The sequence below is a fragment of the Paraburkholderia strydomiana genome (genome assembly GCF_031456815.1).
Taxonomy (GTDB): Bacteria; Pseudomonadota; Gammaproteobacteria; order Burkholderiales; family Burkholderiaceae; genus Paraburkholderia; species Paraburkholderia caledonica.
The window spans coordinates 955,100-971,512 of sequence record NZ_JAVDVL010000001.1; the positions used below are offsets into that span (position 1 = coordinate 955,100).

Genomic DNA, 16,413 nt, shown 5'->3' on the forward strand with positions numbered 1-16,413 from the left:
GTTCGAAAAACGCTTACTGAATGATCCGCGTGACGCCACGGCCGCGAGGGTCGGCTGCGGGCTCCGGCGTGTCGTCATTGATCTTGATGGCCTGAATGTCACCGTTGAAGTTCTGGGCCTTCAGCGTATAGCCCTTTGCTTCGACCTGCTTGGCGAGTTCGCCATCGATCGGCTGGTACGGCTCCCAGAAAATCGTATTCGGCGGCAACAACTGGTGATGGAAACGCATCGCGCCGACCGCTGCCGGCAAGGGCATGTTGAAGTCGTAGATGTTGTTGATCACCTGGAAGATCGACGTGAAGATGCGCGAGCCGCCCGGCGTGCCGATGACGAGCGAGACTTTGCCGTCTTTCGTGAGAATCGTCGGGCTCATGGACGACAGCGGGCGCTTTTTGGGTTCGATCGAATTCGCGTCGCTGCCCACCACGCCGAACATGTTGGCCACGCCCGGCTTCGCGGAGAAGTCGTCCATCTCGTCGTTCAGCACGATGCCCGTGCGATCCGCGACCACGCCCGAACCGAAGTAACCGTTCACCGTGTAGGTGTTCGACACTGCGTTACCCCACTTGTCGACCACCGAGAAATGCGTGGTTTCCGCTTTCTCCGGCATCGACGTGCCGAGTCCGGGCTGCACGCTCTTGGTGTCGGACGGGGTTTCCGGGTTGACCTCAGAGGCGCGCTTCGCGAGGTACGCGTCGTCAGTCAATTGCGCGACGGGCACCTTGTAGAAGTCGGGGTCACCGAGATATTGCGCGCGGTCGGCGAACACGCGCTTTTCAATTTCCGCAATCAGATGGATGTATTGCGGCGAATTGAGCGGGACGTCCTTGAAGTCGGCTTCGCGGTCGGCCTTCATCTTCAACAATTGCACGAGGCCGATGCCGCCCGAGCTGGGAGGCGGTGCGGTGTACACGCGGTAGCCTTTCCAGTCCGCCTGGATCGGCTGGCGCCACACGGCTTTGTACTGCTGCAGATCCGCCTTCGTAATGAGGCCGTGGCCGCGCATGGATTCCGCGATCAGGTCGGCGGTTTTGCCCGAGTAGAAGTCTTTCGCGCCCTGGTCCGAAATGCGCTGCAAAACGGCGGCAAGATCGGGTTGCTTGAAGTTGACGCCTTGCTTCAGGTTGCCGAAGTAGGTGTCGAAGTTCGTCTTGCCGGCGAATTCTTTCGCTGCCGCGTCGCGACGCTCCTGCAGTTGCTCGCTGACCGTGAAGCCGTCGCGTGCATAGTGGATGGCCGGTGCGAGTACCTGTTTCCATTTCAGCTTGCCGAAGCGGCGCTGCGCCTGCCACATGCCGTCGACGGTACCGGGCACGCCCACGGCACGGTAGCCGTACAGGCTCATGCCCTTGATGACCTCGCCCTTGTCGTCCAGATACATGTTCTTCGTCGCCGCGAGCGGCGCGCGCTCACGATAGTCGAGGAAGTACGGCTTACCGCCCACGTACAGCGTCATGAAACCGCCGCCGCCGATGTTGCCCGCTTCCGGATAAGTCACGGCAAGCGTGAAGGCGATGGCGACCGCGGCGTCGACGGCGTTGCCGCCTTCCTTGAAGATCTGTTCGGCGGCGTCGGCGCTGTACTCGTCGGCAACCGCGATTGCGGACGCGGTCAGTACAGCGGGCTGGGCTTTCGCGGGCGGCTTCGCGACTGCCGGCGTGGCCTCGAGAAATCCGACCGAAACAGACAGCAGTGCAGCCAGCGCAAATCCGCTAGCAGACGATTTGGCGTTGCGGAACAACTTCATTGATATCCCCCAAGACGACTGTTTCACCAGACGATAACTTCCGTTCCCTTGGGGCTTATAACATGTGAACAGGCTCTTTGCGAAGCAGCGGTAGCCCGTAGGAACACTGCTGCGGCACACAAAACCGTAAGTCGCGTGTCTGCGTCAAGCCGTGCCGCGGCGGCCACGGGCGATTTCGTCGCCGGCGTCGTGCGGCAAGCGTGCCGTGACCGGAATGGACAGGAATGAGAACAGGCCGACTACGACAAAGGCCGGCCAGAAGTCCGAGAACACGATGCTCGAATGACCCTGCACGTTGTGCGAAATCTGCAGCACGATGCCTGCGATCGTCACGCCCAGCCCAAGTGAAAGCTGCTGGATCACGCTTGCGACGCTCGTCGCGCGGCCCACGTCGCGGCTTGGAATATCGGCGTAGGCCAACGTGTTCAACGACGTGAACTGCAGCGACGGAAAGAAGCCGCCGACCAGCACGACGCACCAGATCAACCAGTGCGGCGTGCCGGGAAAGAACAGTCCGTATATCGCGATGGCAATGCCCGCGCAGCCTGCGTTGACCATCAGCACCGTGCGAAAACCAAAGCGTCCAAGTATGCGCGAGGTCGCCGCCTTCATGAAGATCGAGCCGAATGCGGACGCGCATGTGATCGAACCCGACAGAAACGGAGTCATGCCGAGGCCTTCCTGCAACGCAAGCGGCAACAGGAACGGCACGGCGCCGAGACCGATGCGAAAGAGCGAGCCGCCCGCCACGCTTGCGTGAAAACTCGGAATACGCAAAAGGCGCAGATCGAGCACCGGCAACTCCACGCGATTCGCGTACAGCACGTAACCCACCAGCAACACGACACCCACAGCGCACATGCCGATCGATACGACGTTCGGCACCAGCTCGCCGCCCACCAGCGAAAGCCCCAGCATGAACAGCGACGCGCCGCTCGCGGACAACAGGAAGCCGGTCCAGTCGAGCCGGCCTGGATGCGCTTCTCGCACGTTGGCGATGTGCTTGTTGGCGAGCCAGATGCCGAGCAGACCAATCGGAATATTGACGAAGAAGATCAGGCGCCAATGCAGATACGTGGTGATGAAGCCTCCGAGCGGCGGCCCGACCACAGGCCCGAGCAGCGCGGGCACCGTCAGATAATTAACCGCGCGTATGAAGTCCGATTTCGGCACCGAACGGAAGATGATGATGCGCCCAACCGGCACCATCATCGCGCCGCCAATGCCTTGCACGAAGCGGGCGGCCACGAACATGCCGAGCGAGGTGGACGCCGCGCACATCAGCGAGCCTGCCATGAAGATGCCGATGGCCGTGCGAAACACGGTGCGCGAACCGAAACGGTCCGCGACCCAGCCGCAGATCGGAATGAAGACGCCGAGGCCGATCACATACGCGGTGACAGCCAGCTTGAGGGTGATGGGGTCCTGACCGAGATCGCGCGCCAGAACGGGCAGCGACGTCACGATGACCGTGCCGTCCACGTTTTCCATGAACATCGCACACGCGACGATCAGCGGAACAATGAAAGCGCCTAAAGCGAAAGGCATTGGCAGGGCGACGGTTGGCAAGGCCGTCGATATAAAGCGTCGATTATGGCATTGCAGCGGCAATGCAGGTTGCGATGCGCGCTGGTTAGCCCTTGAACGACAAAAAGCCGGCATTGAGCCGGCTTTTTGCTGAGTGTCTCGCGGTCAAGCGGATGTCAAGCGGATATCAACGCGACGCGCTGACGAGCGGCTGCAACTGCGGCAGGATCTCCGTGGTCGCACGGGCGACGTCGTTCGGGAAGTCGATTTCGATCCACGGCGCGCCGGTGACGTCGGCCGTGTCGAACACCTGGCTGCGTTCCAGCAGCAGGTCGCGCACAGCTTCTTCGTGCGGCAGATTCGCCCGGCCGCTGTCGATATAGCCCGCCACGATCTGCGCAAAGCGCTCGGCCGTTTCCTGACGGAAGCGGAAAAAGCCGACCGACTCGCCGATGGTGTCGTACTCCAGATTGACCGCCAGCTGCTTGCGCAACTCGACCGGCACGCCGTCTTTCAGGCACAGCTTCACGGGCTCGTCGCCGGCTTCGAAATCGCGGTCGATCAACAGACGGTTGACGGTCTCGCCCGCGACCAGCGCGCTCAGGATGCGCTCGTCGTACAGCACGTCGGCGTCCATCAGCAGCACGTCGCCGCCCCGCGTCAGCGCCTCGGCCACCGTGTGCACCGTCAACACGCTGCCCAGGTCGTAACGCGTGTTCAGCACCGTTTCAACTTCGTGCGGCCAGTTGATGCGCGCCAGTTCCGCCTGCACCGACTCGGGCTGGAAACCGAGCGCCAGCACGACTTCTGTTACGCCGGCGGTTTCGAGCATCTGCAGATGCCGTTCGAGCAGGCTCATACCGTCGAACTGCAACAGGCACTTCGGGAACTGGGCTTCCGGCGGTTGCTGGAGACGCAGGCCGAGGCCCGCAGCGAGGATGATGGCACGCATGCGCGGTCCTTTGAAAAGATACGGAGTTTAATCGACAGCGGGAACGCGCCCAAGGGCGCGCCGCCTTTGCCAGCTTCGTTCGCTGAAGTGCAAGACCAGCAGACCCGGCAAGCCTAGCAGGATTTCGCGCGCGCGCTTGGTCAGCGACAACGCGAGCGCCGCATCGGGCGGCAGACCCACCAGCGGCGCAAGCAGCAAGTAGCCGCCTTCCTGCACGCCGAGCGAGCCGGGAATCATGAAGGCCGCGCCACGAATCGCCTGACCGACGCTTTCGAGCAGCAGCGCGTCGACCCAGTCGACCGGATGGCCGAGAAAACGCAGCGCGAGCCAGACTTCCATGGTACCGACGATCCAGCCAGCAAGACTCAACGCAAAGCTCGCGGCCACGCGGGCCCGCTCGCGGTACATGGCCTGCACGGCGGCGTCGACGGCTTCGGCGCGTGTCATCAGCCCGGACCAGTCGCGTTTGCCGAACAGTTTCGATGCCACGCCGAGCAGCCGGCCGAACAGCCCGCGCCGTTGCGCATAATAAAAGCCGACGATCATGCCGCCAAGCACCGCCGTTGCAATGAGCGTGGCGGTTTGGAGGTCGTGCAGCGCGCCATGTGCCGCGTAAGCGCCGAACATCAGCAGCCCGAAGAGCGCGAAGATGATTTGTGCGAGTGCCTGGGCGGTCGTGCTCACGGTGATGGCCGCGGCCGCGTCGCGCATCGGCATGCCGCGCTGCGACAGCTGCCGCACCATCACCACCGGCCCGCCGATCTGGCCGGCCGGCAGCAGACTGTTCACAGATTCGCCGATCCAGCGAGCGAACAGCGCGTCACGCACCGACAGGTGGTGGCGCCCGCCGTCCCGGCCGCGCGGCAACAGCACCGAGATTGCGCCGGCGTCGAGCGCGAGCGGCACCACGTGAAACGCGGCGACGAGCGCGAGCCCCCAACCGGCGGCGAGCAGCGTCGACACCACCGAACCGAAACCCTGCCACGCGAGCAGGCCGACAAACAGCGCCGTCCCGATCGACAGCAGAATCAGGGCAGCGCGACTCATGCGCGGTCCTTGTCGCGAGGTTTCGCCTGAGTCATTTGACGAAACACCTGGCGGAAGCCGAAATACGCAATGGCGTCTTTCATGTTGGAAATCAGACGACGCCACGGACGCATGTTCGGATCGGTGACGTATTCAAAAGTGAGCGACACACGCATCTCGTTTGGCCCGGCCGGCGTGATGCGATGACGCAGCTTGTCGCCGTCGAAAAACACGAGGCCGCCAGGCGGAATCTGCACCGAGCCGGGCTGATCCGGCACATCCGGATTGCGCGTGTGCAATTCATAGTCGAGACGGCACGACGATTCGTCGATTACGCCAAGCAGAAGCGTGTAACGGCGGCCGTCATAGTACGAAGTGTCGTAGTGCCAGCCAATGTGATCGCCTGGCCGCGTGTAGTAATACAGCGCGTACGCGTGCGGATCGTCCGCTGGCGACACTTGCAGCTTGTCGCCGCTCAGCTGTTCAAGCCAGCCGATCAGTTCCTTCGAGCGATACAGTTCGGCGATGAACGGCGCAAGACGGTCGATCGTATGACGGCTCACGCTGCCGCCCTGCTTGTGGCCCGGCAGGTAGTTGCGGTTGACCTCGTCGAGCAGCGCACGCGCGCTGTGCACCAGTTGCGCAGTGACTTCCGGCGCGAGGAAATCTTCCAGATAGAGAAATGCGCCCTGCTCGGCGAAGTCCTTGCGCAAGCGCGGATTGTCGAACGTGCGCGTGCGGCTCGCGAGCGCACGGTCGGCGTCCGGCGCAGCGGGCGCCGCCTGCATCGCGGGCACGGCATGTTCTGTGTGAATCGATGCGGCCACGTCGTCTTCGGCGTGTGTACTCATTTGCCAGCCAATACTTGATGGGTTTCAGAAGCACCCGCGCCAGCTGCAGCCGGCTGCGCGGTACGGCGCGAGACGCGCCAATAGTCGATCATCACCCACACGGCGAAGAGCGGTGCGCCGATCGAGGCGGCCACGACGAACGGCATCACGACGCTCGTCAGCGTGACGATGGGCAGCAGGTACAACACGTCTTCTGTTTCGAAGCCGCCCACGGCGGCCTGCTTCGTGCCAGCCTTGCCGGCCATTTCCTCGATGCGCATGCGCAGGAAGAAAATCAGCGCGACGGCAATGCCGGCAATCGCGCCCAGCCAACCCGGTGCGACCGTAAGCCCGCCGATATTCGACGCGCTCATGCCCATACCCATGCCGATAAACAGCATGACGGTGACGAGTGCATCGCAAGCGAGGTCGTAAAAATGACCGATCCGGCTCGACTTGCCGCTGATGCGCGCGAGCTCGCCATCGGTATGGTCGACGAAGTTGGACAGAACGATCAGAACCGCGCCGGCATTGGACCACGCGAAACCGCCGCGCGCGAGGCACAGCGCGCCTGCGACGCCGATCAGCAGACGCAGCGTGGTCAGATGATTGGGCGCGACACGCGTGTTAACAAGCGGTGTCACGAGCCGGCGGGCTAACCGCGCGTCCCAGGTTCGGGGCGGCGGAACATTAATTGGAGTCTGGGGTCGCGAATTCATAACCCGGAAATATATACGGGATCGAGAAAGATTGCTTTCTTCGCGTTCGTTTCTTTGTGCCTGATCGGACTCGCGAACGGTTTGCCGACTGCCCATACATGAAGCAGGATTTGCCGAATCGCGATAAAGTGCGAATCCTGTTGCGCCTGCCTCCGCGAATAGCCTCGATGTCAGACCGTCTTCGCGTTTTGCGCGGGATTTGTTTTTATCCGTGCGACCCGTTGTGCACGCACTACAGCGCACCACATCGCAGTACTCGAATTCGCCGCCTTTCGCCTATGAAACGCTTTTTTCCATCTGCCGCTTCGCGCGTCTTCTGTATAGCCGCACTCGTTGCCGCCGCCCTCGCGATGCCGCTAGCCGCTTGCGCGACCGCGCTCGACGCGCCGCTTGCCTGCAATGAAAGCGGTCATCAATTCATCGCCGATCTTGCCGGCAATCAATTGATCGACCCGAAGCCGACCCGCGTCGAAAGCAACTCGATCAACGCATTTTCTCCCGCGCAAGGGGCGGACCTGACCGCGTTCGGCTTTCACATTTTCGCGGTGGTCGGGTATGAGAAGGACGATCCCATGTTCCGCGTTGGAGAAGGCGAGCCGGTTGCACGCTCGGCGTACGGCGTGGTCGTGTTCGGGAGCGAATCGAAGGTACGGGCCGCCGTGACGGCGACCGGCGGCACGGCAATCGTGCACCGCGTAGCGCCGCTCATCACGGCGATCTTCTGCAAGCGAAGTTGAGGCGGCGCTTCACTATCCGCGCCGCCTCTCACCAAATTACAACTTGATCGACGTCGGATCGGCCGTCAGATAGCCGACCGTCGCGCCGAAGCGGTCCTTATAGTTGGCCCGCACGAGCGGATCGAGCGCGGCCTTGACCTTGTCGTGCAACGGGCTTTCCCAATCGCCCACGTGCTGGAAGTTGCTCATCACGTAGGTCCAGCCGTTGATCTCGTCGACGGCGTGCAGGCCCGTCGACTCCGCGCCCGCCGGACACGACAGCACGCGCGAGAGCGTCTTCGTGTCGACGTTGTATGCCCACAGGAAGTTGTTCACGTGCATGCTGCTGTCTTCGCCGATGAAGAGCGTTCGCAACTTTTCCGAAAACTTGAGGTTGTCCGGGTTCGCGATACGGTCGGCGTTCGCCGTGTTGCCGAGCGCGTCGGCGGTTGACAGGTCTTCGCCGACGAGCGCCGCGGGCGCCGCCATATCGACCGGCACCCAGTTGCTATTGATCGCGCCGCCGCTGCGGTCGGTCTGGCCGCCTTTCATATTGAGCGCGTAGACCGCACCGGCGCTGATGGCTTTGTCGACTGCCACGTCCGTCGACGCGGCATTGCCCCGCACCATCGATTTCTCGACACGCGACATCGCCGAATACAGCACCTTGTCCTTGATATTGACGGTCGTGCCTTCGAGTTTTGTGAAGCCCATGCTGCCGCCGACGAGCGCCGCGTAGCGATGCGTCTCGAGGAAAGTCGCGGCTTTGGTCATGCCCGGCTTCACGCGGATCCAGTTGAACGTACCGTTGAAATTGATCTTCGTGTACGACGTGTCAAGCGGATCGGCGGTCTTGACGTCCATGATGTCGGCCGCGGTCAGCGTGTTTGCGAGCGACTCGATTTCGTCGCTGGTTGCATGGCCCAGGTTGATCCACGAAAGCGTTGCCGCGCCCGCACCGCTTGACGACACCTGCGTCCACTTCGCCACATAGAGCGTGCCCGCCGACAGGTCGGCCTCACGGTCGGCAACAAACATGAAGAGCCCGCCGTTGGTGGCGTCGTCGCCCATCAGCACCGTGCGCTTGTCCGGCATCACCTGAACCAGTTCGTGCGAAATGCGGCCAAGGCAGTAGTGCTTTTTGATCGTGCCGGTGCCGTCCGGGTTGACGGTGACCTCGGGCAAATGGCCATAGTGATACGGATTCGCCGTCGTCTCGCTGCCGAACAGGTTGCGGCTAAAGCCCTTGAACTGGCTATTTGAGGAGATAGTCGCAGCGTCCGGCTCGTACTCTTCGCTCGACAAATGCGTATTCCACGGCGACAGGCTTGCGCCGCAGGTGATCCACAAGCCATGCACTTTCGACGTATCGACGTTGTGATAGCCGACGAGCGTGAGCTTGCCGGTGGCCGGGTCCTGGTCGAGCGTCAGCACGGCGATCGGCGACGGCAACTGACCGTACATCGACACGAGGCTCTGGTCGCGCGTCGCGTACTCGAACTGCACGACTGCGAACACGGCGTTGCCTTTGATTCCCTTCACGGCCGGATTGTCGAGACGAATCAGCGAACTGCCGTCCGGGCAATCGGAGTAGAACTGACGCTCCTTGCCCGCAACCGATTTGTCGATGATCGGCTGATTGTTGATGTCCACGTAGCCGCCGGCAAGAATCGTCCCGCCCTTGATGTTCGGCACCATGTCGCCGGTAACGAAGAACGGCTGGTATGAGAGCTTGAACGTGCGGCTGCTGCCGTCGCTCAACTGCACGGTCAGCGAAGAGCCCACCGTGGTTTTCGCCATTGCGGCGGGATCGGCCAGCGTCGGCGCCGCCATTGCGCTGAAAGCCGCCGACACGAAACTGGCGACCGGCTTGGCCGGCGTCGCGAGGTCGTCGCTGCCGCCGCACCCGCTCAGCATGGAAGCCGTGGCGAGACCGCCCAACGGGAACATCGGCAACATCGGCACGCCGGAGAACAGTTTCAGGGCCTTGCGGCGGGAAGGGTCGAACGGCTCAGCCATGTTGTCGTAATCCTGGTTGTGGGTGGCGTGGATAGCTCACAGCCGGCACGACTGGGATTCAGACCGCAGGGTTCGCGCTCGCGCCGCTATGACGCGAGGATTCTATGAAGCGAATGTGAAAGTATATTGACAGCCGTTGGTAATGTTAGCCGCGACAACAACCGACGTTAACAACTGGTGTTAGCCGGGACGCCGGAAGTCATTCTCGACCCACGCCGAAGCGCTCGCCTTGCTGAGCTTGAAATTAGGCGCGACCTGCACTTGCGCGAGTTGCTCGCCGAATGTGTCGAGCGCTGTCAGCAGCGCGTAGGGTTCGTCTTCATCGGGCACGATGTCGAGCGTGATGTCGAGTTCGTTGTTGCCGTCCGCGCTCGACACGCGTACTTCCTTGTGAAGTTGCGCGCGCAGTTGCTGCTCATGACGGCGCAGCACTTCAGACGCGGTTTTCACGAGCGTGTTGAACGCGCCCGTGTCGAGCGGCTTCGGGTCTTTCTTGTTACGACCCATTGTCCATGGGCCGACAAGCGCGGGCTCGGCTTCGCCGTCCTTGATCATTTCGACGGCCCAGCCTTCGTCGTCTTCATTCTTGATGACGCGAGCGGTCCAGCCGTCGTCGCGCCAAAGACGCGCTTCGTGCAGCGTTTCGGGCTCGCCTTCGATCTGCGTGGTATCGGGTTCGGACGCGCCTTCCGTCGTGGGATCAGCAGCTTGGTCGGACGAGGGAAGGGTCGGGTCGGTCATTACAGGTTCACTCACTATCGCTGGACTAGAAACACATATCGAGCATGCGATTCTACCCGCCTCCGGCGCGCCGGCCGCCACGCTCTGACGAACGGACAAGTCATGGCAGTTGTTTCGCCGGTCGAAATACTGCATTTCGCCATTTGAACGGAACTAATAAGCCCATTATAAAAATAGAAAAAATTTTGCGTCTTGCCGCGTATAAAAATTGATAAAACGTTGGCCTTTAATGGAAGGCAATGGGAAGGCAATGCAGATATCAGAACCTGCAACGAGTCGAATAGAGCTTCGGACAAAGAAGACTTTATTGCGTGAAATGCCGGCAATTCGGCCTCACGCCAGCAGCTTCAGCAAGAGTTCTGGCAGTAATGCACTTTGAAAGCCGTCGCGCGCCAGCAACAATAAAATAAGCTTGAATGCGGAGCCATAATCACGTGCATTGTTATTTTCCTTTATTTTTGCGCACTTACGTCATTCGCATATGTTCATTACGGATTCTGGAAATGAGTGTTGCGCTATTTGTGCAATTGGATAAGCGAATAGCGGGAATACACTTCACAGCGGATCGGCACGTGGCCGACGCGATCAGCGCGATCCACGGTCCCACCCCGAATGCGATTCTCGATGCATTGTCCCTGGAGTCATGAAATGAAAAGAACCCTCATCGCAGCAGGTCTCATGGGCGCATTCGCGCTCAACGCACACGCACAAAGCAGCGTCACCTTGTACGGCACACTCGACGCCGGCCTCGTGTATTCGAACAACCAGGGCGGCCACAGCAACTGGCAGCAAGGTAGCGGTTCGGTGTCGAACACCTACTTCGGCCTGCGCGGCAGCGAAGACCTGGGCGGCGGTCTGCACGCCATCTTCACGTTGGAGAGCGGCTTCAATCTGAACAACGGCCAGTTCTCGGAAGGCAACACGCTCTTCAACCGCCAGGCATTCGTCGGCTTGAAGAGCGACCAGTACGGCACGCTCACGCTCGGCCGTCAATACGACTCGGTGGTCGACTATCTCGCGCCGCTGTCGGAAGCGGGCGCAGGCTACGGCAACAATCTCGCGGCCCACCCGTTCGACAACGACAACCTGGACAACTCGTTCTCGATCAAGAACGCGGTCAAATACACGAGCGCGAATTATGCGGGTCTGAAATTCGGCGGCCTGTACGGCTTCAGCAATTCGGCTGGCCAGTTCTCGAACAATCGCGCATGGAGCGCGGGCGCTTCGTATGACAATGGTCCGCTGAGCGTCGCGGCGGCTTATCTGCAACTGAACAAGTCGGGCAGCTCGAATCTGGGCGGCGCGGTTTCGCAAGGCGACGGCACCGCGCAGATCGCGGCAAACCTGCAGCGCACGTATGGTGCGGGCATCAACTACACATATGGTCCGGCAACCGCGGGCTTCGTGTACACGCATACGCAACTGGACGGCATCACCGGCATCGACGTCGGCGGTGCAACGCTGCCAGGCATTGCCGGTACCAACCTGCACATGGACAACTACGAAGTGAACGGCCGCTACGCGCTGACGCCGGCAATGAGCCTCGCGGCTTCGTACACGTTCACGGACGGCAAAGTGTCGGGCTCCAACGGCTCGGGCGATCCGAAGTGGCATACGGTCTCGCTGCAAGGCGACTACTCGCTGAGCAAGCGTACCGACGTCTACGTTGAAGGCGTGTATCAGCATGCATCGGGCGAACTCGGCAACTTTGGTTCGAACGTAGCGGCGATCAATACGCTCGCGCCGTCGTCGACGGGTAACCAGGTTGCCGCCGCTGTCGGCCTGCGTCACCGCTTCTAACTCTCCACGCAGTGCTTGCAGCGCGAGCCTACCGTTTCGCGCTGCTTCCGAACCCGCCCGTGACACGATCACGTCGCGGGTTTTTTTGTGGGCGCGACGTTTCAGCTTGTAACGAAAGTGACGGCGCGAGCGCGTGCTCGGTATACTCGGGCGTCCGCATTTCTCTTCGTGATCGGGCGTGTTCGCTGCGTGTGGTTTCAGCGAGGTTTCAGCGAGCGCCCAATGCAAGTGAAAGGCGGCTTTGTCGCGAAGCATCGCATTGCATTGATTGCTGTATGACTCGGTGCATTGACCGCGCTATGCTTCGCCCGCACAAGGTTCCCGAAAAAATGTTCGGGGACGCCGACGACCTCACCATGAAACGAATTTTTCTGCTTGCTCCCGCCGCCGTGGCGATCGCCACTCTCGCGGCTTGCGGTTCCTCTAACGGGCCTTCCGCACGCGACGCGTCGCAGCCCATGATCTACGTGTCGTCGCAACGTGCTCCCGCGTACATTGCCAGTTGCCTGGAAAGCCGCTTGTCGAGAGTTCGTCTGTCGCGCGTGGGCAGCGCGACAGAGATCGCGGTCGGCTCAGATTCGAACAATTCATATTTCGTCACGTTGACGCCGTCGAACGCGGGCTCCGTGATCAAGGTCATGCATCCGGCCAACGCGCCCGACGATCCACCGGAACCGGAAATGCGCTTCAATATCGCACGTTGTGCGACCTGAGTATTGCAGCCGGCGCGCGTGGTCCATGTTGAATGCGCCGTTGTTTAATGCGTGACACGCGATGCCGCGACACGTTTTTACCGGCGTCCCGGCTATTCTTCTGCGCGTCTATCTGCGACCGTAGCCGCCCCTCTTCTTCACGCGACGCGCTGCGTCGTGAATTCCGATGGCATCCAGCAAAGCACATCACGCAACCGGTTTCGCGGCGGGCGTCATTGCCGCGGCGGTCGTGGCGCGCATCGGCGGCGGTCACGACGGCGCGTTTTATATCGGCGTACTGATGAGCTTTATCGCGGGCGTAGCGGGAAGCACCGCGCCGGACTGGCTCGAAGTCGCGTGGTGGTCGCGCGCACGCCGGCTGTGGATCGCGCATCGCACGTTGACGCATTGGGGCATCGGCTGGATCGCGCTACTCGCCGTTTCGTACCGTGGACTCGGGCATTCGATTTATGCGGCGCCCGCGTTCGGCTTCGCATGCGGCGGCCTGATGCATCTGCTCGCCGACTGGCCCAACCCGCTCGGCGTACCGTGGATCGCCGGACGGCATTCGCTGAATCTATGGAATAGCGGACATTGCGACCTGATCGTAGTCGCGGCTTCGTGGGCGGCGGCCTGGTTTGTCGGTCGGCATGTTGGACTGCCCGGCATGCACGGACTAGACCTCTGGCAGCACCTGCGCTTGTGAATCCCGCGTTCGTATGGTCGCAGCGTGAGTCCGCATTAACGCATCGCCGCAGCGTAGTTCGCGGGCGTGACACCGAGCAGGCGCACAAAAGCCCTCGTCATGTGACTCTGATCGGCAAAGCCCGCAGCGGCAGCCGCGTCGGCGAGCGACACACCGCGCGCTATCCATTGCCGCGCCAGCACCACGCGCCGTTGCATCCGGTATGCATGCGGCGGCAAGCCGATTTCATGCGCAAATGCTCGCAGCAACTGGAAGCGGCTCATGCCGGCTTCGCCGGCGAGATCGGCAAGTGTGAGCGGCGCTGACGGATCGTCGTCGATGCGCGCTTTCGCGCGTGCAATCGGCCCCGCGCGACGCAACGATAAAACATGCGTTTCACTGCTCGCCTGCGCGGTTGCGTGAGCGCCAAGCAGATGCGCAAGCAGTTCGAGCAACGCCTGTTCCCGCGCCAACGCATCGGGTGTGCCCGGCACCTCTACCGCCACCGCGAATAATCGTTCGAAAAGATGTTTCAGCAGCGGGTCGTGCACCACGGGCTGCGTGAGTTCAATCTCGCGCGCCGCCGCGCCGCTCAATTCCGCCGCCGCGCTCACCAGCATCGACGGCTCGAAATAGAGCATGCGCCACGCGCGGCCGCGTTCATCGAGCGGACTGCCGTCATGCACTTCGCCGGGGTTCACCATGATCGCGTCGTTGGCGCGCGCTTCGACGGGGCCGCGACCGCTCGCCGATTTATGCCCGCCACTGACAATCACACCGACCCCAAAGCGGTCGTGCGAATGGCGCGGAAACGCATGCGCGGTTTGCGCCACCGTTGCCTCGACGCCTGCAATCGCGCAACGAGGCATGTGGACGCGGCCACGCGACGCGTCGCGCCCGCGCATCAACGCCGCCCTTCTTCGCCCCGCTCCCCTTCGCGGACCTTGCCTTGCGACACGCTGCTGCCCGGCGGGACGCTATGCGTGAGCCACACATTGCCGCCGATCACCGAGCCGCGGCCAATTGTTACCCGTCCGAGGATCGTCGCGCCGGCGTAGATCACCACGTCGTCTTCGACAATTGGATGCCGCGCATTGCCCTTGATCAGCGCGCCGTCGATATCCGCCGCGAAGCTCTTCGCGCCCAGTGTCACCGCCTGATAAACGCGCACATGCTCACCGATGATCGCCGTTTCACCGATCACGACGCCCGTGCCGTGGTCGATGAAAAAGCTCGGGCCGATCGTCGCGCCAGGGTGAATGTCGATGCCGGTCGCCGAGTGCGCGATCTCGTTGATGAAGCGCGCGAGCAACGGCACGCCGAGACGATGCAGCGCATGTGCAAGGCGGTGATGCGTCATCGCCCATACGCCGGGATAGCAGAGCAGGATTTCGGTGATGTGCTGCGCGGCCGGGTCGCCTGTGAACGCCGCCTGAATGTCGCTGACGAGCAGCGCGCGAATGCCAGGCAACTGCGTGCCGAACTGGCGCGCAACCTCGAAGGCACGCTCGCGCAGTTCGGTGTCGGGCGTTTGCGCGTGTTCCGGCAGAAACCGCAGCGCGCGGCGGATCTGCTCCGCGAGCAAACGCAGCGTGCTTTCGAGCGTGTGTCCGACGTAGTAGTCGACGGTTTCGTCAGTCAGATCCGGCGCGCCGTAGTGCGTGGGAAATAGCGCCGCGCGCAGGCCCGCGACGATGTTGACCACCGCTTCGCGCGACGGCAGTTCGCGAATGCCGAGCGGATGCCGCGTACGATGCAACTCTTCGCGTGACGCACGGAGGTCCGCGACGATCTGTTCAAGGCCCCAGTTGTGGGTAGGCGCGTTAGGCATGAGGGACAGCGCCGTGCGGGGAGCACGGTACGGAGTGAGTGTCCCGAGAGATTACCGCGTTTTGCCACGGCTCGCGCAGCGTTGCGCGCAAGGCAAAGGCGAAGGTGCGCTTAGATGGTCAGACTGCTCGCGTCGATCCAGCGCACCGCCCAGTCGCGCGCATGAGCAATTGCGGCGGCCTCGTCGCGAAAGCACAGGTCCGTCGGGAAAAAACGGTTGGCGACGAGTTCACCGTCGCTCGACCGCGAGATGACGACGTAAGGTTGCCAAGTGCCGTCGCCGGCGCGCGCCGGTGCGCAATTTAACAAATAGCCGCGATGTGTGAATGCAGCATCGAAGTGCATGTGTCACCCGCCCTGACGGCCCCGTAGAATGTTTTGAGTAAGCCCGCGCTCGTTGCACCGGTGTTGATAAACAGCGATGTGAATCTCGCGAGAACCCGATTAAGCGCTGTTGCAGAACACGCCCCGCTCGCCGGAGTATGATCATACTCTGTAGAAAATGCGCGTTCATTAAAAAAAACGAAAGACGCGCGCACGCAATCGCCTTGGTGAGGGAACGGACCTTGCAGTTCTGAACCCAACTTCTTGAAAGGAGAATGCATATGAACACCCATTTCGACAAGGCAGCAGACGCCGGCAAGCCAACTGTCCCGAACGGCCCGCGTACGGCCGAATCGCACAATGACCGGACACACGACAGCACGGTCGACACCGACGGCAAGAATCACGAAGCCGCGCGCATTGCGGGCCAGAGCCCGATAGCAGTCGACGAAATTACGACCAGCAACGCGACGCTCGTCAACAGCGTGCCGGAAGCGCACGACGGCATGGCCGGGTTCGACAGCCGCGTGGGCGGCAATCATCTGCTGCTCGCGCTCGAGCCGGGCTATACGGTCATCGACAAAGGCATGTTCGAGCCGCAGGCGCTCCATTCGACCGATGATCTGTTCGACTATTCGCGCCCAGGCGAAAACCGCCATGAACGCGGCCGCATCCATTACGCCCTTAATCATTTGCGACCAACACGGGTGATCGAAATACAGCGGGTGAAATAATCTGCCGATTTGCACTCGCGTTTGAATCTGGACGAAGAGGCCGATTTGTCGGCGGATATCAACGCGCGCAT

General features: G+C 61.9%; 16 protein-coding genes. 5 read left to right on the top strand and 11 right to left on the bottom strand.

All coding sequences use genetic code 11. The features are described from left to right. Positions 1–13: 13 nt before the first annotated feature. The 6 genes from ggt to J2W46_RS04305 form a co-directional block, all read right to left on the bottom strand. Positions 14–1,747, bottom strand: coding sequence for a gamma-glutamyltransferase (gene ggt / locus J2W46_RS04280; protein WP_020066638.1), 1,734 nt, complete (start codon positions 1,745–1,747; stop codon positions 14–16). Positions 1,748–1,891: 144 nt separating this feature from the next. Continuing rightward, entirely contained in the window at positions 1,892–3,409 is a 1,518-nt protein-coding gene (locus J2W46_RS04285) for an MFS transporter (protein WP_310351560.1), read from the bottom strand. Positions 3,410–3,461: 52 nt separating this feature from the next. Next, positions 3,462–4,226 carry a phosphocholine cytidylyltransferase family protein gene (locus J2W46_RS04290; protein ID WP_020066640.1) on the bottom strand — a complete coding sequence of 255 codons (765 nt, stop codon included), beginning with the start codon at positions 4,224–4,226 and terminating at the stop codon, positions 3,462–3,464. Positions 4,227–4,253: 27 nt separating this feature from the next. Further along, positions 4,254–5,273 carry a flippase-like domain-containing protein gene (locus J2W46_RS04295; protein ID WP_310351562.1) on the bottom strand — a complete coding sequence of 340 codons (1,020 nt, stop codon included), beginning with the start codon at positions 5,271–5,273 and terminating at the stop codon, positions 4,254–4,256. Then, positions 5,270–6,103 (bottom strand): HalD/BesD family halogenase, encoded by an 834-nt coding sequence (locus tag J2W46_RS04300; RefSeq protein WP_020066642.1) that lies wholly within the window; start codon positions 6,101–6,103, stop codon positions 5,270–5,272. The genes J2W46_RS04295 and J2W46_RS04300 overlap by 4 nt, the downstream gene beginning before the upstream one ends. Next, positions 6,100–6,801 carry a CDP-alcohol phosphatidyltransferase family protein gene (locus J2W46_RS04305; protein ID WP_027804410.1) on the bottom strand — a complete coding sequence of 234 codons (702 nt, stop codon included), beginning with the start codon at positions 6,799–6,801 and terminating at the stop codon, positions 6,100–6,102. The genes J2W46_RS04300 and J2W46_RS04305 overlap by 4 nt, the downstream gene beginning before the upstream one ends. A 278-nt stretch (positions 6,802–7,079) precedes the next feature. Here J2W46_RS04305 and J2W46_RS04310 point away from each other — a divergent pair, with 278 nt between their 5' ends. Further along, positions 7,080–7,538 (top strand): hypothetical protein, encoded by a 459-nt coding sequence (locus J2W46_RS04310; protein WP_310351564.1) that lies wholly within the window; start codon positions 7,080–7,082, stop codon positions 7,536–7,538. 36 nt (positions 7,539–7,574) lie between these two features. Here J2W46_RS04310 and J2W46_RS04315 read toward each other — a convergent pair whose 3' ends face one another. Next, positions 7,575–9,536 carry a PhoX family protein gene (locus J2W46_RS04315; RefSeq protein ID WP_310351567.1) on the bottom strand — a complete coding sequence of 654 codons (1,962 nt, stop codon included), beginning with the start codon at positions 9,534–9,536 and terminating at the stop codon, positions 7,575–7,577. A 180-nt stretch (positions 9,537–9,716) separates the two neighbouring features. Further along, positions 9,717–10,277, bottom strand: coding sequence for a hypothetical protein (locus J2W46_RS04320; RefSeq protein ID WP_088174183.1), 561 nt, complete (start codon positions 10,275–10,277; stop codon positions 9,717–9,719). Positions 10,278–10,925: 648 nt separating this feature from the next. Here J2W46_RS04320 and J2W46_RS04325 point away from each other — a divergent pair. The 3 genes from J2W46_RS04325 (at position 10,926) to J2W46_RS04335 (ending at position 13,475) form a co-directional block, all read left to right on the top strand. Continuing rightward, entirely contained in the window at positions 10,926–12,077 is a 1,152-nt protein-coding gene (locus tag J2W46_RS04325; protein WP_020066647.1) for a porin, read from the top strand. A gap of 356 nt (positions 12,078–12,433) precedes the next feature. Further along, positions 12,434–12,790 carry a hypothetical protein gene (locus J2W46_RS04330; RefSeq protein ID WP_027776285.1) on the top strand — a complete coding sequence of 119 codons (357 nt, stop codon included), beginning with the start codon at positions 12,434–12,436 and terminating at the stop codon, positions 12,788–12,790. A gap of 166 nt (positions 12,791–12,956) precedes the next feature. After that, positions 12,957–13,475, top strand: coding sequence for a metal-dependent hydrolase (locus J2W46_RS04335; protein ID WP_020066649.1), 519 nt, complete (start codon positions 12,957–12,959; stop codon positions 13,473–13,475). A gap of 35 nt (positions 13,476–13,510) precedes the next feature. Here the strand turns inward: J2W46_RS04335 and J2W46_RS04340 are convergent, their stop codons facing one another. From J2W46_RS04340 to J2W46_RS04350, 3 genes are all read right to left on the bottom strand, one after another. Next, positions 13,511–14,359, bottom strand: a complete 849-nt coding sequence (locus tag J2W46_RS04340) for an AraC family transcriptional regulator (RefSeq protein ID WP_310351570.1) — start codon at positions 14,357–14,359, stop codon at positions 13,511–13,513. Beyond that, positions 14,359–15,285, bottom strand: a complete 927-nt coding sequence (gene epsC, locus J2W46_RS04345) for a serine O-acetyltransferase EpsC (RefSeq protein ID WP_020066651.1) — start codon at positions 15,283–15,285, stop codon at positions 14,359–14,361. The genes J2W46_RS04340 and epsC overlap by 1 nt, the downstream gene beginning before the upstream one ends. A gap of 110 nt (positions 15,286–15,395) precedes the next feature. Continuing rightward, entirely contained in the window at positions 15,396–15,629 is a 234-nt protein-coding gene (locus J2W46_RS04350) for a hypothetical protein (protein ID WP_020066652.1), read from the bottom strand. Positions 15,630–15,889: 260 nt separating this feature from the next. Here J2W46_RS04350 and J2W46_RS04355 point away from each other — a divergent pair, with 260 nt between their 5' ends. Then, on the top strand, positions 15,890–16,342 hold the full coding sequence (locus J2W46_RS04355; RefSeq protein WP_087751049.1) for a DUF3005 domain-containing protein: 453 nt from the start codon (positions 15,890–15,892) through the stop codon (positions 16,340–16,342). Positions 16,343–16,413: the final 71 nt, after the last annotated feature.